The sequence below is a fragment of the Pedobacter sp. SG908 genome (assembly GCF_011759615.1).
Classification (GTDB): Bacteria; Bacteroidota; Bacteroidia; order Sphingobacteriales; family Sphingobacteriaceae; genus Pedobacter; species Pedobacter riviphilus.
Map to the genome: position 1 here is coordinate 1,114,337 of NZ_JAAOYY010000002.1, position 23,971 is coordinate 1,138,307.

Below are 23,971 nucleotides of genomic sequence, written 5' to 3' on the forward strand. Positions count from 1 at the left end.
AATAAGTTTTAGCAAATCATTTTTTTACCAATTAAAGATCCATTAACTATGCGATACTTATGGGCGTGCCTTGGCTTTTTTGCAGCGTTTACATTAAACGTTTTACCAGTTTTTTCGGCAGGTAAAAAGCTTCATAAAGGCCTAACAACCAATCTTCTTGTTCTACAGGATACGACTAAAATTAAGTTAGTTTCCTTAAAAGATTCATTAAGAAAAGACAGCTTAAACCAGATTAAGCAAAAAACACTTTACAATAAGTTATCTGGTGGTGTACAGAAAAACACCAGAGATTTATCTCTTTTCCCCGCCATTTCCTTACAGCAAAATTTAAAGGGCAATTATGCAGGCCTGTACGTTCAGGAGCCATCAGGCGAACCTGGTACCATACAGAATATGTTTTTAAGGGGAGCCCCCATGCCGCTCTTATCTAAAAAGGATGTATATGCCTCACAGCCATTGGTGGTGCTGGATGGGATCCCGCTCATTGGTGAGCATCCATTCGCTTTTGATATCCAGCAGTACGATTTCAACAGGATTGGTCCGGCTACTAATTTGCTCAGTACCATCGATATCAACAATATCGCATCGGTAGAGGTATTAAGCGATTTAGCCAGTACCGCTATTTATGGTCCGCGGGGTGTAAATGGGGTAATCCTGCTTAAATCTAAAACGCCTGATGGCATTGCGCGTAGCATTAGCTTTAACTCGTACATCGGTATGGTGCAAAAGCCAACCGTTAATACCATTAATGGTAAGTACGAAAATGCATTCAGACAACGCTTTTACGACATCTATACCACAAATGGCAGGTACTCTGACGACGAGGCTTACCCGGTTTATCTGAGCGATTCATTAAACAATGTATATAGTGGTAAATCAGACTGGACCGATTTATACTATAAAAATGCACTGGTTTATGGCGTCAATTTAGGCTTAACAGGAGGTTCGGACAGGGCAAGTTTCAGGTTCTCGCTGGGTAATACCAAAAGCGAGGGGGTAGCCGATGGAACTGGTTTAGACCGTTACAGTGCTATGTTTAACATTAATATGAAACCTGTTAAATGGTTATTGTTTTCTGCAATGATTAACGGTAACCGTTTAAACCGTAACCGCAACAGAAGTTTAAGAGACCGTTTTGCACAGATTAATTATTTCCCGGATTTAAGTGCACCACTGGCTCCCAATAAAGATTATTATGCCAGTTACCTGAACGAGTACACTAAAGGTTTCGACGATAATAAAACCAATAGCATACAGGGTTTTGCCAAGCTGGTAGGGACTTTAGGTAAATTTAAAATAAGCTCTTCGTTCAACGTAGATTATAATGAAGGTTACCGGGATATTTTTTATGCCCGTACATTATTGCAGGGAAATAGCTACGCTTCCAACTACTACGGATTTAACCAACGCTTAATGATGGACAATAAGGTTACTTATGATCTGAACCTTAAAAACGTGCATGATTTCCATTTTGAGCTGGGCCAATCGATGATGTGGGATATTTATAAGTACAACTATGCTTATGCTTATAAAGGTGCTAACGATTATATCAAAATTAACTTATTGGATTCTAAACCTAAAAATGATGATGGTTCAGATAACGGAGCTTATTTAACACCGGTTGCCTTCCCAAGAGAACTTACTTACCGCTTTTTAGATAAAACAGTGGATAACCTGCTATCATTCTATGGTAAGGTAAATTATTCGTACAACAATAAATATTTCGTTTCGGGTACCCTGCGCTTAGATGGTTCGTCTAATGCACAGCCAACCAAACGCTGGTTTTATTCTCCGGTAATTTCTGCAGCATGGAATGTTAAAAACGAATTGCTGAAGGATAGCAGGTGGGTTGATGATTTAGTTTTAAGAGCGAGCGTTGGCCGTTTAGGCAGGACATTTATCTACGATAACTACGCACAGGGACCACAATATACCGCATCAGTTGGTTATACCGGAAACTTAACGGTACCGGGCTACAATGCTATTGGTGTGCTTACCAGGCCTTACTCTTTTGGTTGGGTAGGATATAACGTGCCATGGTCGTACTCTGATCAGTTAAGCATTGGTGTAGATGTGGCGATGCTTAAAAACCGCCTGCATGTATCGGCTGATTTTTATACCAAGGCCGAGAAAAACCAGTTGCTGGGCATCCCATCATACGCAGAATATGGTTACAAACAATCGATAGAAAGCGGCCTGAACATGAGCAATACCGGGGTTGATTTAACCATTAACGCATTGGTAATTGCACGAAACAAATTCTCGTGGAATTCGGCCCTTAACCTGAACCACAACAGCAATAAGTTAACGGCATTGCCAAGAGGCTTAAACGAAATTATTATCGGTAACCGATTCTTAAAAGTAGGACAGCCGGTAGATCAGTATTGGTTATTGGAAAACGAAGGTATTTACACCGCAAATAACCAGGTACCGGTAGTAAACGGACAGCCATTAAAATACAATGGTACTCCATTAAAAGCTGGCGATCCACGCTGGAAAGATCAGAATGGCGATAACATTATCGACGAAAGAGATAAAGTATTGAAAGGCCATTCGTTACCGGTTTTATCGGGTGGTTTCGATAACGCTTTTACCTACGGGAACTGGAGCTTAGGTACCAACCTGTATTTCAATCTGGGCCGCAAACTGATTAACCAGGATATGGCCAATCGCTTTGATTTTGTAAACCGCGAGGGCAATACGGATATGACATCGGTAAAAGAAATTACTTTCTGGGAAAAAAGAGGCGATTACAGCAAATATCCGCTGTATAACCCATGGAGTACTGTAATCCCTTACCGTACCGATCAGGATTTGTTTTTAGAAAATGCTTCATTCCTAAAACTGAGATCTGTTTCACTTGGATACGATTTGGGAACCGTACTGAAAAAGAAGAACATCAAAATCAACAAGTTTTTTGTATACGGATCGGTTAATAATGTATTTGTAATTACCCCTTATACCGGGCAAGATCCTGAGCTGGTAAGTTACGATGGTATTGATACCGGCTATGGTCAGCCTATACCAAGAACGTATACCCTGGGTGTTAAAATGGAATTATAATATGGAAAGCAATACGAACAAAACATCAACAATGATGAAGAAGATATTATACACATTTCTGTTGGCTATAGTGGTTTTATCGGGTTGTAATAAAGCCCTTGAAACTGATTCGACCCGCGTTGTGGGCGAGAAAAACATGTGGAACACAGTTGAAGATGCAAGAGCAGGTATTATGGGCGTTTATGCACTTACCCGTGCTGCACTATCTGATAACAATGGACACTGGATTTATGGCGATGTAAGAACAGGCGAATTTACAAGTCCTAAAAGACAAGACCTTAAAGCCATCATCAGTAATAATTTAAATGCATCATACCCTGTGGTAGAATCACTTTCTGACTGGACCAGGTTTTATGCCATTGTTAACGGAGCAAATGTTTTTCTGGAAAATGTTGCCCATGTTAGGGCTACCGATAAACGTTACTCGGATAACAATATGACAGTAGATATGGCACAAGCCCGGTTTTTAAGGGCCTTTGCTTATTTTTACATGGTACGTATCTGGGGCGATGTACCTTTCATTATCTCCTCAAACGAAGGGGTATTTGAAAATAAGCCACGTGAGAGTCAGGCTAAGATTTTAGCATGGGTAGAAAGCGAAATGTTAAGGGCCGCTGCCGATCTGCCATACATTTACAGTGGAGGAGATATTCAGCAACCCAGCAATTACTATAACGAAGACAGGACCCGTTGGGGTGGTGCACTAGCCACAAAAGTTACAGCCTATGCCGTTTTAGCACATGTTGCCGCCTGGACAGCCGATTATTCGAGCGTGGCCAAATACGCCAAATTTGTAGAAGACAATTATGGCAGAAGCGGTGGGGGTTTTACTTCAGTAACCGATTTAAGCAACTCGAACGGATTTTTCTATAATAAAAACTTCAGGCAGATGTTTGGCTTTAACTCCGATTATGGCCACATTGATGGTTCATCAACCGGCCATATTGAAGAACTGACACTGGCTGAGCCGATTATTACCAAAGCGATACCAGATATTTATTTGCCTAAAGATTCCATTTTAAAATACTTCAACCTGCCGAAAGATGAAAGATTTGCAGTTGATACTTTAGGGCAGTCAAAATTCGACAGGTATTTCACCAACTTAAATGGTAAGTACCCCATCTTCAGTAAAATAAAGGTAATTCAGGGTGGGGGTACCGATCCGAACTTCAGGTACTTTACCAGCGCTTTAATTTTTACCCGCTTAGAAGATATTGTGCTTTTGCGTGCCGAAGCTTTATCGGTATTAGGCGATCAGGAAGGGGCTAAAAACGAATTGCTCCAGGTAATAACAAGAAGGGTAACCTCAGGAACAGAGGTTGTGATAGACCTAACCAAGGTTGATATTCTGAAAATGATTTTTGAAGAAAGGCACCGCGAGTTAATGGGCGAAGGACAGCGCTGGTACGATATGATCCGCTACAATAAAATCAGGCAGAACGATGCCCAATTTATGACCCTGATTAATTCGGGCGGTATTTACTGGCCAATTTCGCGTAAGCTTTTATTGCAAAATAATTTATTAACACAGAATACTTACTGGCGCTAACAATAAGGATATGAAACCATCATCAGCTTTCAAATTGCGCAACGAAATGCTTAAGCGCTTGATGGCTTCATTACCATTAAAATACAATCATAATCAGATGAAAAAATTTGTAAAATATGCGGGAGCCATAATCATGCTTTTATTGCTCGCCCTGGTGTATTCGGCCTGTAAAAAGAACGGCGGCTATTACGATGCTACCGATGAGACCGCGCCGTTTTCGGGAAATATATACGAATATTTAAAAAGCAAGCCTGGTGTTTACGATTCGCTCATTGTAGCGGTTGACAGGATGGGGCTGAAAAAAACACTTACCGATAGTAATGTGACTTTGTTCGCTGTTACCAATCCTAGTTTTCAACTGGCTTTGCGCAACTTAAATACCTTAAGAAAACAATCAGATAAAGATCCTTTGTTCTTATCGAATATTGATGGCGTACAGTTGGATACCATGATTTCTTATTACATCATCAGGGGCGTAAAACCAACCGATTCTTTAAAACTACAGGATGGTTTAAATTTAACCAGTGTAAAGGTTGCTTACCCCATGCATGCCAAATCGGTAAAAGGATCGGCATCGGGGCAGGTAGGTGCCGGACCTGAAGTAATCGAATTCAGCAATACCAAAAAAAGCAAGTTTATCAGAAACTGGTCTACCAGTACAACGGCTTCCAATAATATCCGTACCAAAAACGGAATTGTACATGTAATCAGCCCCGATCACCTTTTTGGTTTCGATGGCTTTGTTACCCGTTTAACCTTTGTGCCACCACCACCAAACTTAATGGTTACCGTAGGTGGTACTTTTTCTACCAACCGCGAAAATGGTGGTGGGCCAACCAGTGGCGAGAACTCCAAAAAAGTAATCGATGGGGATGATCACACCAAGTTCTTATGCGATTTGCAGGGCTTCTTAACCATGCAGTTTAAGCTTAAAACGCCAGAAGTATCGTCGGTTTATACCCTAACATCAGCTAACGATGCGGTAGAAAGAGATCCGAAAGCCTGGACTTACGAGGGCTCTCAGGACGGTGTAACCTGGACCGAACTGCACCGTGTTACCAACTTCTTCTTCGAAGAAAGGTACCAGCAAAAAGTATTCAGGTGTACCAATACCGTGGCCTACCAATATTACCGCGTAAATATTACCGAGTTAAGAAGCGGTGGTGTATTCCAGCTGGCCGAATGGACAATTAATAAAACGAAATAGATGATGGAGTACGGAAAAAATAAATTAGAAAAACTGATGAAGTCAATCCTAAAAAAGGAACATCTTTTTGTAGCGTTTACGCTGGTTGTTTTGAGCGGATGTAAAAAACTGTACAATTTGCCTGACGAAAAAGATTACTTAAGTAATAATGTAAATTTTAGCAATAAAATTCTCGAGCCAATTATTGGTCGTAATAATTTAATTGGCGGCTTTAATGGCGATAATTCAACAGCCCCAATCACTTTCGAAATTGTAAATGCAAGGTATGGAGATGGCCGACCGGTGAGCGATATTTTTCAAAGGGTACCTACTTACGTTTGGACTGCCCCTTATACGGGTTTAGAAAAAAGCCTGGCCGAAATCGAAGCCAAAAGAAAACTGGAGGAGCATTCGCTATTGGAAATCCGTTCTTCAGGGCAGTTTATTTTATGGGCATCGGCAACCAATCAACTCATCAGCCCAAGGCCAACAGATAGTACCAATTTTTCGCAGGATACCCGTTTTTTTGATGTAAAAGTTAAAAATACAGGTGGAGAGCGATTAATTAGAGACTTCCAGATCAGGCCATTCAGAGAACGCCCTTACGAGCCATCTAACGATTTTAATGCTTACACGGGCTTGCCTGCCCCTGATCCTAAATTTCCGCTTGATAAAAAACTAAGAGATTATATCCGCCCTTATTTAAACAACGTAATCGGAGCTAACAGCAATAAAAACCTGGTCAGCAATAACGATCAGAAAGATGTGGTGGTTTACATCCGCCCGTTTACAGGTGGTAACGGACACTCTTTACGAATAAAAGTTTTAGATAAAGATTCGGTAGAAATTAATCCGGCGAAATTCAACGAAACCGTGTGGGATAAAATGATACATGGTTTTAACATGCAGAAAACCGATAAGTACGTACAGTACGATGTGGCTTATCCAATTCCGCTGGTAGAAATACCAACCTCGTACGCTACGGGCGGTTCGAGGGCAAAGGCTGAGCTAAGTTACTCGAGAGGTTCATTTGGTGGTGGGCGTATCATTGCCAACTTCGGTATCGATTTCGCCATTTATAAGGCAGGCGACTGGGAAATTGTATTTCATTTTAAAACAGATAACCCAAAATTTGTCAGCGAGTAGGCAACATTTTAAGCTAATATTATGAGAAGAAATATACTTTTTTATGCATTGCTTATGGTATGCATAATGTTAGGCACAAGTGCTTATTCGCAAGAAAAATTCATTATTGTGAATGGTACGGTTTTAGATAAAGAAACCAAGCAAGGGGTACCTGGGGTTTCGGTAATTTTGGAAGCCACCAATAAAGGTTTAACCCAAACCAATGGCAAAGGCCAGTTTAGCGTAAATGTACCGGTTGGCGGAACGCTTATATTTAAATTTTTAGGTTTTAATACCCAGAAAACCAAAATTACAGGGGCCACCAATATTACAGTAACCATTAGCGAAGACCGCAAAGCGCTTGATGAGGTTATTATTGTAGCTTACCAGAAAAGAAGTAAAGAAACCACTACTGGTTCGGCTACTTTAATACAGGCCAAAGAAGTTCAGGATATTCCGGTATCAAACGTAGAGCAGCTTTTGCAGGGTAAAGTTCCTGGATTAAACATTCAGAACAATACCGGTGCACCTGGTTTCAGGGGTTCGGTACAGGTGCGTGGTCTTTCGAGCTTAAGTATTTCTGGTAGCGGTAACGAATCTTTCCTGCAACCTACATCACCATTGTATATTATTGATGGTGTGCCTTTAGATGCCGATAAAGCTGCCGAATTTGGTTTTCAAAGCCAGGGCCCAGGGGTTAGCCCGCTTTCATTAATCCCACAAGAAGATATCGAGAATATCCAGATCCTGAAAGATGCCCAGGCTACTTCCATGTATGGTTCACGAGGTGCTTACGGGGTAATTATCATCACCACCAAAAGAGGTAATTCTAAGGTGCCACGTATCAGATATGTAACCAATGCCTTTGTTAATGCGCCACCAAAATTGCGCGAAACATTAGGTGGAAATTCTGAGCGCTCATTAAAAATTCAGCAAATTATCCTCAATGCACAAAATGTAAACGATATCCGTAACATTTCTAACACACCGTTTTTAGCCGATAGTTTAAATGCCTACTGGAACAACTCTACCGATTGGCAGAACGTATTTTATCAAACTACCTACAATCAGAGTCATAATTTGGCCTTAGATGGTGGCGACCCTAAATTTAACTATAAAGCCAACGTAGGTTATTATACCGAAAAAGGGGTAATTAAAAATACGGGTTACGACCGCTACAACCTGAACATGAATATGGAATTTAAACCAAACGATAAATTCAGGTTCTTTGGTTTCATTAACGGTTCGGTAGGTAAACAGAATAAAGGTGATGGCGTTGGTTTACTGCAATCGGGTGTTGCTGCTAACGGGCAGGCTTCTACCTTACTGCCTCCACCTTCTTTCTACCAGGCTTCCGGAGGTGTATTATCGGCTTTACAAACTTTAAATGATAACAACTCGCGGAACTTACGTACCAACGTAGAGGCACGTTACGAATTTATACCGGGTTTGGCGGCTTCTTCTACTTTAAGTTACGATTATACTTCCGATACCGAATCAACCTTTACGCCGGCTGCTGCCAATGGTCAGTATGCCAAGCTATACGATTACGTGGGTAGAAACTTTCAGTTGTACAATCGTAATGGGATTACTTATGCCAAAACCTTTGGTGAAAAACACAACATTTTCGTAAATACCTTTAACGAGATTTATAAGCAAGGTGCACAGGCCGGTATTACCCGTCAGGAAAGACTACCGAACGACCAGTTACAAGGTCCTGTAGGTTACGATGATTATAATTCGAGAGGGGGTGGTGTACTGAGCAATTACAGAAATGCAACCATTGCATCATTTGCCGGATCACTTTCTTACGACTATGATAAAAAATATGTGGCCGAATTTTCATATCGTTTAGATGGTACCTCATCAAGTGGATTGGAGAATCCATACTCTAAAAACCCATCTATAGGTTTAAGGTGGAACTTTAACAAAGAAAACTGGTTAGCCGATTTAAAATGGCTATCGTATGGTAGTTTGAGGTTAACCTGGGGGCAAAACATTGTACCTACTGGAAACCTGCAAAGTATTTATGGTATTTATAATCTTAATGGCAACTTTAACAACAACCCTACTATTGGTATCAATTACGATCTGGTTCCTAATCCGAACCTTAAACCAACCACCACTACCCAATATAACCTGGGTTTCGATTTAGGTTTGTTTAACGACAGGCTATCGTTAAACTTCGATACCTATTACAAAAAGGTAGATAACCTGTTGTTTGATAGATTTTTATCAAACACTACAGGGTTTAATAAACTGGCCAGTAACGATTTGGGTATTGCCAACTATGGCAGCGAGCTAATGGTAACATTCAGGCCGGTAACAAGCAAAGACCTGGATATTTCGGTATCGGTAAATGGTGCGTTAAACCGCGATGTACTGTTAAAACTTCCGGCCGAATACAACGGTCAGTACATCAGGTTCGATGGTTCGGGTTATTTACAGCACAACGTTTTCCGTGTAGGCAGAAATACGCTCTCAAACTATTTAAGAATTAACCAGGGCGTTTACAAAACCGATGCTGATGTACCTGTAGATCCGGTTACCGGAAAAAGGTACCAGAGCAATGGCCAGTTTTTCTTAGGTGGCGATCCGATTATTAAAGATGTTAACGGCGATTATATTTTAGATAACCGCGATTATGAAATTACCGGCAATTCGCAGCCTCTGGTTACAGGAGGTTTATCTACCAACATCAGGTATAAAAACTGGGGTTTAAATGTGTATGCAACCTATACTGCAGACCGGACGATCTTAAACAATGCCCTGGCCGATAGGATTGCCATTATGCGTAACCCTTTCTCGCTAACCTCGGTAGTGCCTTTAAACGATCTGAATATCTGGAGAGCACCTGGCGATGTAGCTAAATACCCTTACCCTTATGATTATGCCCGTTTCGATCAGATTCAGCCTCTGCGTGCCGACCAAACCCTTTGGCAGGAAAGCGGAAGCTATTTAAAAGTGAGTAATGTAACACTTTCTTATATGTTCAATAAAAAATGGATCAGCAGATTTGGTCTGAACCAGTTGCGGATTTATGCTTCTACCAACAACCTGATTACCTTTTCGAAATATAGTGGCCCTAACCCAGAAAACGTAACCACATTAGGTCGCGATATTTCAAACGGTTACCCGGTTCCGCGTACCTATAACCTTGGTTTAAACTTAGAACTTAATACAGGCAACTAATCAATATTATTATGAAAAAAGTTATCATTTATACTATAATTATGGCGGCAACTTTCTGTTTGCCTTCCTGTAAAAAGTTTTTAGATGTACAACCACTCGATAAACTAACCGGAAACAATTTCTTCCAGTCAAAAGAAGACGTGGTGGCCAATATTTACAATTTATCCCGCATTGTTTTTAGCAAGTACAACGAAACCCACTTTATTGGTGCCACTGGTGAGTACCGTTCAGGCGAAGTACTTTATGAGAGTCAATCGGATTTAGCACCCGCTCGTGAGTTTGTAGAGATTTTAGGTAAAAACAACCTCTTATTTTTAATTTCTGGCGGCAGGCCATGGGATTTCTACAATTTTAGTCGTATTACCGACTGGACGGCTTATTACCAGGCCATTCAGGGGGCCAATATCTTAATTGCCAAACTGGATGAAGGCATTCCAGGTGTGTCAGAAAGTGAGAAAAATTCCTTCAAGGCCGAAGCAGCATTTATCCGCTCGCTGAGCTATTTCACCATGGTACGTTTATACGGCAATGTGGTGTATTATACCGATGCATTTCACTCTGCAGCGCAACCAAGAGAAAACTTTGTTTCAGTATTGAATAAATGTATCGCTGATTTAAAAACTTATAAAAACAGTATCGCCTGGACTTACACCGACCCATCATTAAAAGGAGTACGTGCAAGCAGGGGCAGTATTGTGGCGCTGATGATGGAAATGAACATGTGGAATGCAGGTTTCGATCCTAACAATGCCCAGAAATACTATCAGGAAACAGCCGATTTAGGTAAAGAGCTCATTGCAAGTAATGCGTACCGTTTATTGCCAATTAACGAGTGGGCAACCGTAGTAAAAGGACGTTCGGATGAAAGTTTATTTGAGTTTTACCGCAGTATTAACTATGGCGATGCAAACGCAAATATTGCTCCAATTGCGGATATGTTTCTTCACTATCCGTATAAAAGACCAGAATATACCCACCGTGTAAGTTTTGCTTATTACCGTGGAGAATACATGCAAAAACTTTTTCAGGATGGTAGCGACAAGCGGATTACCAGCTGGTTTAATGAAGATATTTTCGCCGACAACGGAAAGTTCATGATGCTGAAGTTTGCACAGAACTCCTTTTCTACCGGCGAGGAAGATGCCAATCCCGATAACACCTTCATGGTTTTCAGGTATGGTGGCGAAATATTACTGGCTGCTGAAGCACTGGCCAACCTGGGCGAAGATGCAGAATCGATCAAACTGCTAAATATGGTTAGAGATCGTGCACAAGCCTCTAAATATACTGGCGGTGGCGGTTCGGCCCTTAAAGATTTTATCTTTTACGAAAGATCGAGAGAGCTGATTGGCGAAGGTCACCATTACTTCGACCTGGTGCGTACCAAAAGAATTTTAAGCAACCAATGGTCGTACAACGTACTAACGGCAGATAAATTTAGCCGTGGTGCATGGACCTGGCCAATAAACTCAAGTGCACTAAACAACAACCCGTATATGGTACTAAACGAGTACTGGGTTAACGGCGGTAATTAATTTGATTAAAAAAATTAAGAAGAAGATATGAAAAAGCTAATGATGATATGTGCAGCACTTTTACTCTTGTTAAACGCTTGTAAACGTGACGAATATTATATTGATGGGGGTAGGGCCAATCCCGATTATCAGGGCAGTATGCTGCAGTACCTGAAAGATAAAAAAGTTCCGTTCGACACCGTAGCGCAAGTTGTTAAACTGGCTGGTATGGAAGAGCAGTTCAGCAAAGAAAACTTTACTTTTTTTGCTTTCGACGATGATGTGATTAAAAGGACCATTGGCGATATCCATACCAACGACAGGAATAAAAACCCAAGATTACTTTCTTTAAATCAGATGCTTTACGAAGCTGGAAAGGATACCGTGAAAACGCTTGATCAGATTAACCCGCTAATTTGGCGCAAATACCTGCAACGCTACATGTTTAAAGGAGTAAATGCATTAAAAGATTATCCGCAGATTGATATGGATTTAAAAAGCATTTATCCGGGTGCCCTTCATTACGATTATAACAACGATGTTTCGAACATAGGGGTGGTGTATAACAGTGCCAATGGGATTAAGTACATCGGCTACAGGCAATTGGTGTTTTCATATATACCTGATATTTCAAAGCCGAACGACAATTGGTACATCAGTTATGTAGCATCGTCGGATATCAAGCCTACCAACGGTATGGTGCACACCTTGCGTTACCAGGGTGCATACCTCGGATTTAGCCTCTATGAGTTTTTTAACGATGTGTACAATACCGGTTTAACACCAAGTAACAAATAATTAGCCTGTTATCATTTTAAAAAAAACAAAAACATGAAAAAAATAAAATACATGCTAATCGTATTTTTTCTTTGCGGCCTGGTTATTCAGGGATGTAAAAAAGAAGAAGAATTGGGTAGCGATCCCTATGCAGATGGAAAGGCTGCATTGGGTATTGGTATAAGCCAGACTTTACCGCCTGTACCTGCAGAAGGCATTGTAGGCACAACGGTTACCCTTAAAGCTACCGGGCTTTTAGCCTATAAAGATCAGTTAACCTTTATGTTTAACGGCGAAAAAGCACAGGTGTTAAGTGTAACCGCAAGCGAAATTACCGTTAAGGTGCCCGATGCAGGCAGTACGGGGATTACTTCAATTGCCATTGGCGATCAGTTAATCCTTGGTCCGCAGTTTACGGTAACAGGCATTATCAAAAATGATATTACCTGGAAAGCAACAGCAGGTGCAAACGGTTACGTAAGCCAGTTTTACGAAATGCAGGATGGTCGTGCGTTGGTAATTGGTGCTTTTAATAACTACGATAATAAAGGGATTATTACCAACATTAATCGTATCGCTAGAACATCGTTGGATGGCGATTACGACCGTACCTTCAGAACGGGCAGAGGTGCTAATGGCTCATTATCGCGGGTAATCGAAATTGGTGGAAGGTTTATAATAGCCGGCGGTTTTAGCGGTTACAATCAGCGTACCGAAAACATCAGTAACATTACCAGTTTATACCCTAACGGTGCTATAGATACCATTAAAATACAAACCAAAAAGAAACCAACATTAACTGATACTGTTACCCAAAAATGGTTTCCGAAATTTAATGGCGGTACCAACGAATTTATCAGCCGCATTTATCCGCATCAGGGAAAAATATTGGCAACAGGTAATTTCAGGTACTATGTAAAACGTACTTACGATAAAGATAATTATGATTCTACACGCGATACGGTTATTCTGGATAGTACCGAAATCCGCCAGATTTTAAGATTCAATTTAGATGGTTCGCTGGATAAAACCTATCGTTTTAATACCGCAACCAATAAAGGTAATGTAAGTGCAAATGGCCCTATTGATACCTATATGCATACCGATGCAGCCAACTTCGAAAAACTAATGGTTTTTGGAAACTTCAGTACTTTCGATGGGCAACCCGCTGTAAAGATATTAAGACTGGCAGCCAACGGAACGGTTGATCAGAGCTTTAATCCGGGTAGTGGGGTAGATAATGGAATAACATCGCTTACCTATAATGCCACTACCAGAAAATACTTTATTACTGGGGCATTTACAAAATACAATGGCAAACCTGTAAACGGAATGGCGCTCATTAATGAAGATGGTAGTCTGGATGAGTCTTTCAATGCCAGATTCTTTGAAGGTGGCTATCCTTACTTTGCCCGCCAGATTTCGAACGGGTTGATTGTAGTAAGCGGCGATTTTAAAAAGTACAACAATGTAACGAGAAATGGTTTTATGGTGCTTACACCAACAGGACTGCTTGCACCTGGATATAATACTACCGGACCATTTTCTGGTGGTCTTTCTGATGTGATTGAAACCAAATCTGCCGATGGTAAAAAAGCATTATTGCTGATTGGTGGCTTTTATCGTTTCGATAATCAGCCCTATAACAACATGGTAAGAGTAACTATTGAATAAGCGTAGTTAAACATAAATTAAGATGAGCACAATAAAAAAATATAAATTATTGATTGGTGTAATGGCCGCAATAATTGCAACCGCGATATTTTCTTGTAACAAAGATTTCGATAGGACGCTTACCGCTAAAGATGGTACTGATACCACAAAGGTAAGGTACGGCAGCCGCAAGGTTTTGTACCTGATTGTTGATGGCGCAAGAGGACAATCTGTAGCTGCGGCCAATATTCCCAATATTACCGCTTTACTGCCTACTTCTATTTACAGCTGGGTAGCCTTAAATGAACCGGAGGCTACGCAGAATGCGAGTAACTGGGCAAATATGTTAACCGGAGTAAAGAAAAGTAAAAGTTTGGTAAATGATGACGCGCTGACCAATAATAACCTGCAGAATTATCCGATTATTTTTAAACGGATTAAAGAAAGCAGGCCACAAACTAAAATTGCAGCTTATACCTCTTCAGCAGTATTTAAGAGCTTAACTACTGGGGCCGATATCAGCGATCTGCTAGCTGGCGATGACCAGGTAAAAGCTGCGGTAATTAACCAGCTCAATACCGATACTGCTTCGGTAGTGGTGGGGCATTTTACAGATGTAGATAAATCCGGTATTGCTTCTGGTTATGACAATTCATTTCCTGCCTACAAAGCAGCTATAGAGAAATTTGATACCCAAGTAGGGGAGATCATTTCTGCTTTAAAAAAGCGTAAAAACTATGCAAACGAAGATTGGTTGGTGGTAATTGCTTCAAGCGATGGAGGTGCATTTACACTTCCTCCAAATGCTGACGATCAAACCATTTTTAGTAAAACAGCCAACAACGCTTTTGTGATTTATTACAGTGCAAGCTATAAGAAAAGGATCCTTGTGAAGCCATTTACCGGCAACAGGTACTTGGGTAAAACGGTTAAACTGGTTGGGCAGGATATTAGGGCGGAAATTGCAGGAACCGATGCCAATGTTTATAATATCGATGATACCACCAAAATGACCATTGAGCTTAAGGTGAAGAAAAACAAAGATCAGTTTTTCTGGCCAAGCATTTTGGGTAAGCGTAACGAATGGTCGAGTGGGCACCCAAGCGTGGGATGGGTAATCTATCTCGAAGACCGTTACTGGTATTTTGAGTGGAGAGGTACGAAAGATGGCGATTATAGGCAATGCAGAGGCGGCGACCTCATTCAGGGGCGTTGGGAAAACCTTTCGGTTAAATTAGAGCAACGTGGCAATCAAAGATTTATCCGTACCTACACCAATGGTACTTTTAACAACGAGCTGGAAATAACCGCTTCAGGCTCACTGGCCAATACTAACGCACTTAAACTGGGTTACCTAAATGGACAGGGGCACGGAGAACCTGATGTATATGTTAGTGATATCCGTTTCTTTAAGTTAAGTGTACCAGATGGGGTAATTCAGCAATATGCTTGCGAAACCGCTATCGATCAAAGTCACCCATCTTATAACTATTTAGTTGGCTACTGGCCAGCTACCGATGGAAATGGCGATAAAATGATTGATCTTTCATCTCAGGCACGCGATTTCAAATTGCAAGGGGCATATGTTTGGGAAAACTTCAACGATCTGATCTGTCCGCCTTCTGCCAGTACTTTGGCGGTGCTGGTTCCCCAAACATCCGATATACCCGTTCAGGTAATTAACTGGTTAAAAATAGCCAACAAGCAAACCTGGGCGCTTGACGGAAGAGTTTGGTTAGATCAATAAAATTTTGCTGATCATTTAAAAATATCAAAAATGAAAAAAATTATATACGCCCTGTTAATAGGTTTAACCATCATTGTTGGTGCCTATTCATGTAAAGAATCGCAGATAGAAGATTTGAAACTGCCCGATCCGGCCGGTAAAAGCATTACAGGTGAAGGGATTGTGGTAGGCAACGTAACGATGGATAACCAGTTTGTAAAAGTGCCTTTCAAAATCTCCCTTTCGGGTATTGCTGAAGAAGCTTTTCAAGTAGGTTTAACCTTAAATAATGATACTGTTACCCAGTTAATCAATAACGGAGGCTTAACCAATGCGGTACTCATGCCATCGGCAGCGGTAGAATACCCCAATGTAATTAATGTAACTTACGGTACCGATAATGCCGAGGGTGTAGCCATTGTGCGCAGATCTGTACTGGAACGCTACCTGGGTAAGAAAGTGGTTTTTGCCTTAAAGCTATCGGCACCGGGCAAAGGCAACAAAATTGCCAGCGGTAAATCTACAATTCTGGTTATCATTAATACCTCCGATTTATTAAAACAAAGTGATGTGCATTATCTTACTTTTCAAGGCGGTGGTACTTATACCGTTACGCAGGGACCAAATTATCAGGTTGGGCCTGCAGGGGTTACCATTCCATTGATTATCAGTTTGGATAATGCGCCTACAACAGCCTTTAATGTTAAGATCAAAGATAATATCGATACCATTGCTACCTTACTTTCTGCAGGTACACTTATAAATGCTGTTCACCTGGCGGCTAAAGATTTTACCCTCGATACTTTGGTAAGGTTTAACACCGGGGCAAGCAATGCAATAGTCAGATTGTCCATTCCATGGCCGGTTTTCGATGCCAACATTGTAGCCAATAAAAAATTCGCCTTTGCTTTAAGTCTTAGCGATAATACCAACCATGTTATTCACCCCACAAAAGGTAAAGTAATTGTGGTGGTAGATCCGAGTGTAAACCTCGATAACAATTCTCCGATTATTGGTAACGGTACTGGTTTAATTGCGAAATACTATACCAATACCCAGTTGGCCCCTGATGACGGACGTGAGCCTTTTGCTACCCGTATTGATGGTACAATAGAGTTTTCGGGCGACGGATGGCCGGATAACGTTAAAAATACCGCCGGAGTATCTTTAAGCAGGGATAATTTTGCCTCAAAATGGAGCGGAGAGTTCCTGGCACCCGTAAGGGGCGATTATATTTTCTATCAAACCCGTTGGGATGATGGATCGCGGTTATATATTAATGGTAAAGCGATTATTGATGATTATACCACACAGTGGGATAAACCAGAGAGAAAGGCCACCATCCGTTTAGAGCGTGGTATTAAATATAGAATTGAAGCGCATCACCGCGAAAATGTGGGCGGCCAGCAGGCTTATCTCGAATATGAAGTACCATCAGCAGGTATAACAGGTAAAAGGGCTATTCCAAGAACACAATTATTTCCAACCCCATAAACATAAATAGATATGAAAACTAATATGAAAAGATTATGGAGCATCTGTACCGTGTTACTCCTTATCATGGTGTTAATGGTAAAGTGCAAAAAGAGCAGTACGGAAGAGGTTGTTCCGGTAGTAGAAGAGCCTAAACCACTGGTAGCATTCGATTATAAAATACCAGACCCGGCAAAATACCAGGAGGTGCAGTTTACGGCCGATCCCAAAAATTATAAAACCTTGTTGTGGCAGTTTGGTGATGATAGTACTTCGGTTGAAGTTTCGCCTAAACACGTGTACCGTTTTCCGGGGACTTACCGGGTAATTTTAACCATCCGTAATGGACAGGGCTACGCTGCAACTAAAGAAATTAATCTGAAAGTGGTTGACCCTAATTTCGATCCAACCAAATACGGCGAAAACTACATGAAAACCATTGGCGGTAAATTTTCGGTTAACCTCGAGGCAGGTGCCGGTCCCAATTCTGCTGAGGGATCTAGTAAACTTGTCGATCAGGATATCAATACTAAATTTTTGCAGGCTGGTTTTGATGGTACGCAACGTTGTACTTTCGAACTTAATACGCCACAAGTAGTGGGTGCGTATACCATGACTTCGGGTAACGATGCCGCCGACCGCGATCCGAGATACTGGATTTTACAGGGATCGTTAGATGGTATTCAGTATACCGATCTGCATACCGTAACAGTGTGCCCATGGGCAAATGAAAATAGCGGGCCAAGCAGAAAGCAAACCAAGCTTTTCCACTTTGATAATTATATAGCCTATAAATTTTATCGTTTGTATATCAAAGCAAACAGGGGTAGCCGTATATTTCAATTGGCCGAGTGGACAATCAACAAAAAACAGCCTTAGTTTAAATAGGTTTTACACACCATTCGAAAAATACATGGAGCCTAAAAACTTCATGTATTTTTTTGAGGTTTTAGTTTTAAATGTCATTTAGACAATTAAAAGTCGACTTCCTCTGCAAAAATTAAATTATATTTTATACATTAGTAAAACGTTTAACTAACGCTGTATCTAACCATAATATAAATTCAGATTTCAATACACACACAAATTATGAACACAACCAACACTTTAAAATTTTTAGGCATACTGGGCTGCATGTTTGTAGCCAGCTTGCTAAAAGCACAAGAGCGAAAGGCGCCAGCTTATCCCTTAATTACGCACAATACCTATTTTAGTATTTGGTCTAACACGGATAAATTAAACGAATCTTCTACCCAACATTGGACGGGTGCCGATCATTCTCTTTTAGGAATGATTAATGTGGATGGTGGTATTTATCGTTTTTTAGGTAAAGAAACCACTACCTACAAAACGGTTGTACCTGCTTCAGATGAAAAAGCTTACGAAGTAAAATATACAGAAACCGAACCACAGGGGGATTGGAAAGCTACAAATTACATGGCCAATAACTGGCAAACAGGTGCTGCACCAATAGGAGACGATGCCAAAAATGTGAAAACATTGTGGAAATCGCACGATATCTGGGTAAGAAGAACCTTTAACGTAGCTAACCCTGCATCAATAAACGAACTGTTTTTAAAGATCAATCACGATGATAATATTGAGGTTTACCTAAACGGGAAGAAAATATATACCAAAGAAGGTTGGACCAATAATTTCCAATACATTGCCTTAAACAATAGCGATAAAAATGCCTTAAAAGCCGGATCGAATGTAATGGCCATCCACCTGATTAATACTGCCGGGGGGCGTTTTCTTGATTTTGGTTTAGTAGACAAATTAAAGGATAATGCCGAAAAAGTACAGATAGCTAAACAAAAAAGTGTCGATATTAATGCCACACAAACCATTTATAACTTTACCTGCGGCAAAATAGATTTAAAATTAACTTTTACCTCTCCATTGTTAATGAACGATTTGGGTTTATTTGCACGTCCGGTTTCTTACGTCTCCTATCAGGTAAAAGCAAATGATGGTAAAACCCACCAGGTAAAAGTATACCTCAGTGCATCGTCAAACATTGCGGTTTACCGCCCTACTCAAGAAGTTACAACAAGTAAATATAGCACGGCCAAATTATCGGTATTAAAAACGGGTACAGTAGAACAGCCAGTTCTTCAGAAAGCAAGTGATGATATGCGCATTGATTGGGGTTACTTTTATGTGGCTGCGCCAAAAACAAGCAATGCCATCCAGTTTGTAACGACCGAAAAGGATGCTGCTGATGCTTTTAGAAAAGGAAATTCGGCTTCAACGGCTAAACAGGGTAAAATGCTCGCATTAAATACCGTTATCCCTTTCGGACTGGTAGGTAAAGCTGCGGTAGAAAAATATGTTGAATTGGGTTATGATGAAATTTATTCTGTTCAATACTTCAATAAAAATTTAAGGCCGTGGTGGAATACCTCAGGTAAAGAAACCATCGAATCACAACTAAGCGCTGCTGCAGACGAGTACAAAACCGTGATTCAGAAATGCGAGGCTTTTAATCAAAATTTATATGCTGATGCCTTAAAATCAGGTGGTAAAGAATACGCAGATTTATGTGTTTTAGCTTATCGCCAGAGCATTGCTGCACATACTTTGGTAAAGAGCCCGCAGGGTGAAATTTTATGGTTATCTAAAGAAAACAATAGTGGTGGTTTTATTAACACTGTTGATGTAACTTACCCTTCGGCACCATTATACCTGATTTATAACCCGGAGTTATTACAGGGCATGTTGAACGGGATTTTCTATTTCAGCGAAAGTGGAAAATATCCTCACCCTTGGGCAGCACACGATTTAGGTACCTATCCTTTGGCAAACGGACAAACTTATGGCGAGCCAATGCCTGTAGAAGAATCGGGTAATATGATTATTTTAACTGCAGCAATTGCCAAAGCACAGGGAAATGCCAATTATGCCAAAGCACATTGGAAAACCTTAACCACCTGGGTTGATTATTTAACCAAAGAAGGTTTAGATCCAAAAACACAACTGTGTACCGATGATTTTGCTGGTCACCTGGCCCGTAATGCCAATTTATCGGTAAAAGCAATTGTAGGCATTGCCTGTTATGCTCAAATGGCGAAAACATTGGGGTATGATGATGTGGCCAAAAAATATAGGAACATAGCCGAAAGCATGGTGCCAAAATGGATAGAAATGGCCGATGCAGGTGATCACTATGCCTTAACTTTTAATAATAAAGATACCTGGAGCCAGAAATATAACCTGGTTTGGGATAAGGTTCTGGACTTAAACCTCTTTCCGCAGAAAATTTATGATACCGAAACCAAATATTACCTGACTAAACAAAACAGGTACGGTATTCCGTTGGATAGCAGAAAAGCCTACACTAAAAACGACTGGATTTTATGGACGGCCACTTTTGCCCCGACCCAAAAAGAATTTGAGGCTTTGGTGCATCCGGTGTACAAACATGCCATTGAAACCGAATCGAGGGTGCCGTTAAACGATTTTTATGATTCGAATACCGGTATCCGCGATAACTTTAAAGCCCGTAGTGTAATCGGTGGTTTTTACATGAAAATGTTTGCCGATAAATTAGCTGGCAAATAAAATCTTATCCCTTAAAATTAACAATCAAAGGTTCTGCATCTAGTTGCAGGGCCTTTTTTGTGTTATCCTTGGTCTGTGTCCCCACAGACCAAATAGACAGTTGTATGTATACAAGCAAAAAAAGTTATTTGAATAGCTATTAGAATTAGAAAATGACTGGCCTGTGGTTCTTGGAGGCCGTTAATCCTGCTTTACGCTTTACTCCGTTGCACTTCGTGTTCGCTCCAATCAGGTTTAGGAACAAAGGTTCTGCACCCAACAACCAAGAAAATGAAATACTGTTGTAGCCACCTAGCCCCGGTTGAAGCGTTACCCTGCAGCAACGAGGTACGAGGAAGCGAAGCGTAAAAGCGTAAAACGGGAAGAAACTTTCTGTATTGCACAGGCGTTGCGCTTCAATTGATATTCGTGTTTTGGGATTAGAAAATGATAGGACAAGTGGTTCTTGGCGGTGTGCAGTCCCGCTTTTCATTCCAAGTCCTCTCCCGATTGAAAAAAAATCGGGATGCGGGCTTTACATTGCAATCGGGCTTAGTAACAGGGGTTTCTGCACCTTATAACCCCCACAAATGAAATACTGTTGTAGCCACCTAGCCCCGGTTGCAGCGTTACCCTGCAGCAACGAGGTACGAGGAAGCGTAAAAGCATAAAACGGGAAGAAACTTATTGATTTGTACTGGCCTTGCGCTCCAAATGAAAATTGGTGTTTTTAAACTAGAAAATTATCCTATCGGTTGGTGTCTCACCGACCGAAATAAAATCATAGCGTTTGTTGTAAGATTACTTCTTCGGCTGAAATAGCTCATCGCAATGACAATTTATCTGATTAAAACTCAAACTCCAGCTGATTACTTTCTGGCTTTTCTATTTCTACATCATCATAAAACCGAGATAAGGTAATACCTAACAACCGTACCTGTGTCAGGCCAATAGCAGCCTCTTCCAAAAGTTTTATCGCTTCAGTATAAATTATCTCTGCTTTGTTTATCGGTGCAGCAAAAGACCGGCTGCGCGTAATCAATTTAAAATCGGCAAATTTGATTTTTAAGGTTACCGTTTTTCCACTGAGTTGATATTTTTCCAAACGTTTGGCCACGGTTTCACTGATCTGTTTCAGCAGATCGTGCATCACCGAATCTTCATTGGTATCTTCGGGAAAGGTATCCTCTGCACCAACTGATTTGGTTTCGCGATTCGACTGAACGGGGCGTTCATCAATACCACGAACAATTTTATAATAAAACCTACCCGATTTACCGAATTGGGCTACAAGCTGGGCTTCTGTTAATTTTTTTAAATCTGCACCTGTATTAATTTGCATGGCCTTCATTTTGGCGCTGGTAACCTTGCCTACCCCGAAGAATTTTTCTACCGGGAGTTTTTCCATAAAAGCTTCAATCTTTGATGGACCAATAAAAGTTAGACCATCTGGTTTGTTCATATCTGATGCTACTTTGGCCACAAATTTATTGATGGATACTCCTGCAGAAGCGGTTAAGTTTAACTCATTTTTAATCGCATCTTTAATAGATTGGGCAATATCAATAGCCGACCCGATTCCGAGCTTGTCTTCCGTTACATCAAGGTAAGCTTCATCCAATGAAAGGGGTTCTATAATATCAGTATACCGACTAAAAATTTCCCTAAGCGCTTTCGAAACTGCGGTATAGGCATCAAAACGTGGGTATACGAAAATTGCTGTCGGGCAAAGCTGGTAAGCTTTACTGCTCGACATTGCCGAGCGGATTCCATATTGCCGGGCTTCGTAACTGGCTGTTGAAACCACACCACGGCTATCGGGCTTGCCACCAACCACTAAAGGCTTTCCCCGGTATTCAGGAAAATCGCGTTGCTCTACAGATGCATAAAAAGCATCCATATCAATATGAATTATTTTTCTTAAAACCGGTGGAATTAAATCAGACATGCAATGACCTAAATTTCGTGATTTTTATCAGGATTATTGAGCTAGATTTTTTTTCTTTACAAAATATGGAAAGAGCAATTCGTTTTTATAAAAATGCAAAGCACGAATGGTATGCCGATATACCCGAATGGGGTGGAGGTATAGCCGATTTACAAATGGTAGAAGGTGCCGATGAATTATTAAACTGGATAGCGGCTGCCGGGAATGAATGCAAATTACTGATGGCTGATACGCCTATTGAAGATGCCGAAATTTTAGATCTTGTTTATGCCCGCGAAGAAAATTTGGGTGGTGGTGGCGACTATCTGTTAGAAAAATTTAGAGGAGAATTTAAGAACCATAAACTTTGGCTTTGTCATGTAACGGAGTTTGTTTTTAAGCAATTGCCTGAACGGATTTATTTTAAGGAGATTGATTAACAGAAAGTTTGACCATTAAGATTCTATTATGTAGGCCTTCCTTATGCTCGTCATCCTGAACTTGTTTCAGGATCCATTTAACTGCAATTCTTTTAATATTGATTCATCATTATTAATTTTCCAAATAGGATCATCGTTCAAAGGGCCCTGAAATAAATTACCTCCGGTGAGCTCGCTTAAGGCTCGGTTTACTTCGTAGCTTTCCGCTCCGCTACAGGTCAGGGTGACGGCAAGCTAATTCAATAATACTTCTACCTTATTCAGTAAAGAATCCATCTCAAATGGTTTTTCCATAAAATCATTCGCACCGGCATCAAGTGCAGATTGTCTGATGTCTCTGCTGGCTGAGATCATTAAAATAGGAATTTCCTTAAATTGAGGGTCGTTTTTAAGCTGTTTGCAGATATCCCTGCCATCATGTCCACTCATCCAGATATCTAGCATAATCAGGTCCGGCTTGTTTTTTACTGCATCTATAACTGCCCCGCCATCATATGTAAACTCAACATCATAACCCATCACTTCCAAAATCATCGTCACAGCATCAACAATTCCTTCGTCATCATCAGCGATGAGTATTTTCTTATTTCTCATTTTATAATTTTATTTCATATTGTTTTGTTTTCAGCCGATAAACGAGAAGATGATTAGGAGCGTATGAATGATTAATGCGGTAAAGATGCTTTTTGTTTTAAAAAAAATGAATATTTATTTAAAGTATTTTACCAATGGTTGCATCAACCCCTTTTATTACTGGATTTTATAGCGCAATGCCGAGCTTATAAATTGAATGCGAAATGTAT

General features: G+C 40.6%; 15 protein-coding genes. 13 read left to right on the top strand and 2 right to left on the bottom strand.

Translation table 11 applies throughout. The features are described 5' to 3' along the window. Window positions 1-48 precede the first annotated feature (48 nt). From FHT21_RS19855 to FHT21_RS19910, 12 genes are all read left to right on the top strand, one after another. Entirely contained in the window at window positions 49-3,063 is a 3,015-nt protein-coding gene (locus tag FHT21_RS19855; RefSeq protein ID WP_167296450.1) for a SusC/RagA family TonB-linked outer membrane protein, read from the top strand. Window positions 3,064-3,094: 31 nt separating this feature from the next. Beyond that, window positions 3,095-4,612 (top strand): RagB/SusD family nutrient uptake outer membrane protein, encoded by a 1,518-nt coding sequence (locus FHT21_RS19860; RefSeq protein WP_243854054.1) that lies wholly within the window; start codon window positions 3,095-3,097, stop codon window positions 4,610-4,612. A 10-nt stretch (window positions 4,613-4,622) separates the two neighbouring features. Then, entirely contained in the window at window positions 4,623-5,819 is a 1,197-nt protein-coding gene (locus tag FHT21_RS19865; RefSeq protein ID WP_243854055.1) for a fasciclin domain-containing protein, read from the top strand. A gap of 36 nt (window positions 5,820-5,855) precedes the next feature. Continuing rightward, the gene (locus FHT21_RS19870; protein ID WP_167296452.1) at window positions 5,856-6,944 is read left to right on the top strand and encodes a DUF5007 domain-containing protein; all 1,089 of its coding nucleotides are present in this window, start codon (window positions 5,856-5,858) and stop codon (window positions 6,942-6,944) included. A 21-nt stretch (window positions 6,945-6,965) separates the two neighbouring features. Further along, complete coding sequence (locus FHT21_RS19875) at window positions 6,966-10,115, top strand: SusC/RagA family TonB-linked outer membrane protein (RefSeq protein WP_243854056.1); 3,150 nt, start codon at window positions 6,966-6,968, stop codon at window positions 10,113-10,115. Between the two features lie 11 nt (window positions 10,116-10,126). Next, complete coding sequence (locus FHT21_RS19880) at window positions 10,127-11,650, top strand: RagB/SusD family nutrient uptake outer membrane protein (RefSeq protein ID WP_167296453.1); 1,524 nt, start codon at window positions 10,127-10,129, stop codon at window positions 11,648-11,650. A 27-nt stretch (window positions 11,651-11,677) separates the two neighbouring features. Beyond that, entirely contained in the window at window positions 11,678-12,427 is a 750-nt protein-coding gene (locus FHT21_RS19885; RefSeq protein WP_167296454.1) for a hypothetical protein, read from the top strand. Window positions 12,428-12,460: 33 nt separating this feature from the next. Beyond that, the gene (locus tag FHT21_RS19890) at window positions 12,461-14,080 is read left to right on the top strand and encodes a DUF5008 domain-containing protein (RefSeq protein ID WP_167296455.1); all 1,620 of its coding nucleotides are present in this window, start codon (window positions 12,461-12,463) and stop codon (window positions 14,078-14,080) included. 22 nt (window positions 14,081-14,102) lie between these two features. Continuing rightward, the gene (locus tag FHT21_RS19895) at window positions 14,103-15,806 is read left to right on the top strand and encodes a DUF4983 domain-containing protein (RefSeq protein WP_167296456.1); all 1,704 of its coding nucleotides are present in this window, start codon (window positions 14,103-14,105) and stop codon (window positions 15,804-15,806) included. A gap of 30 nt (window positions 15,807-15,836) precedes the next feature. Further along, window positions 15,837-17,279 (top strand): PA14 domain-containing protein, encoded by a 1,443-nt coding sequence (locus FHT21_RS19900; RefSeq protein ID WP_167296457.1) that lies wholly within the window; start codon window positions 15,837-15,839, stop codon window positions 17,277-17,279. A 12-nt stretch (window positions 17,280-17,291) separates the two neighbouring features. Then, window positions 17,292-18,137, top strand: a complete 846-nt coding sequence (locus FHT21_RS19905) for a PKD domain-containing protein (protein ID WP_167296458.1) — start codon at window positions 17,292-17,294, stop codon at window positions 18,135-18,137. Window positions 18,138-18,347: 210 nt separating this feature from the next. Then, window positions 18,348-20,822, top strand: a complete 2,475-nt coding sequence (locus FHT21_RS19910) for a glutaminase family protein (RefSeq protein WP_167296459.1) — start codon at window positions 18,348-18,350, stop codon at window positions 20,820-20,822. An 826-nt stretch (window positions 20,823-21,648) separates the two neighbouring features. On the opposite strand, the gene dinB is transcribed toward FHT21_RS19910, so the two are convergent. Beyond that, on the bottom strand, window positions 21,649-22,749 hold the full coding sequence (gene dinB, locus FHT21_RS19915) for a DNA polymerase IV (RefSeq protein WP_167296460.1): 1,101 nt from the start codon (window positions 22,747-22,749) through the stop codon (window positions 21,649-21,651). Window positions 22,750-22,814: 65 nt separating this feature from the next. Between dinB and FHT21_RS19920 the strand changes: the two genes are divergently transcribed. After that, the gene (locus tag FHT21_RS19920; protein WP_167296461.1) at window positions 22,815-23,168 is read left to right on the top strand and encodes a DUF6717 family protein; all 354 of its coding nucleotides are present in this window, start codon (window positions 22,815-22,817) and stop codon (window positions 23,166-23,168) included. Window positions 23,169-23,402: 234 nt separating this feature from the next. Here FHT21_RS19920 and FHT21_RS19925 read toward each other — a convergent pair whose 3' ends face one another. Beyond that, entirely contained in the window at window positions 23,403-23,762 is a 360-nt protein-coding gene (locus FHT21_RS19925; protein WP_167296462.1) for a response regulator transcription factor, read from the bottom strand. Window positions 23,763-23,971: the final 209 nt, after the last annotated feature.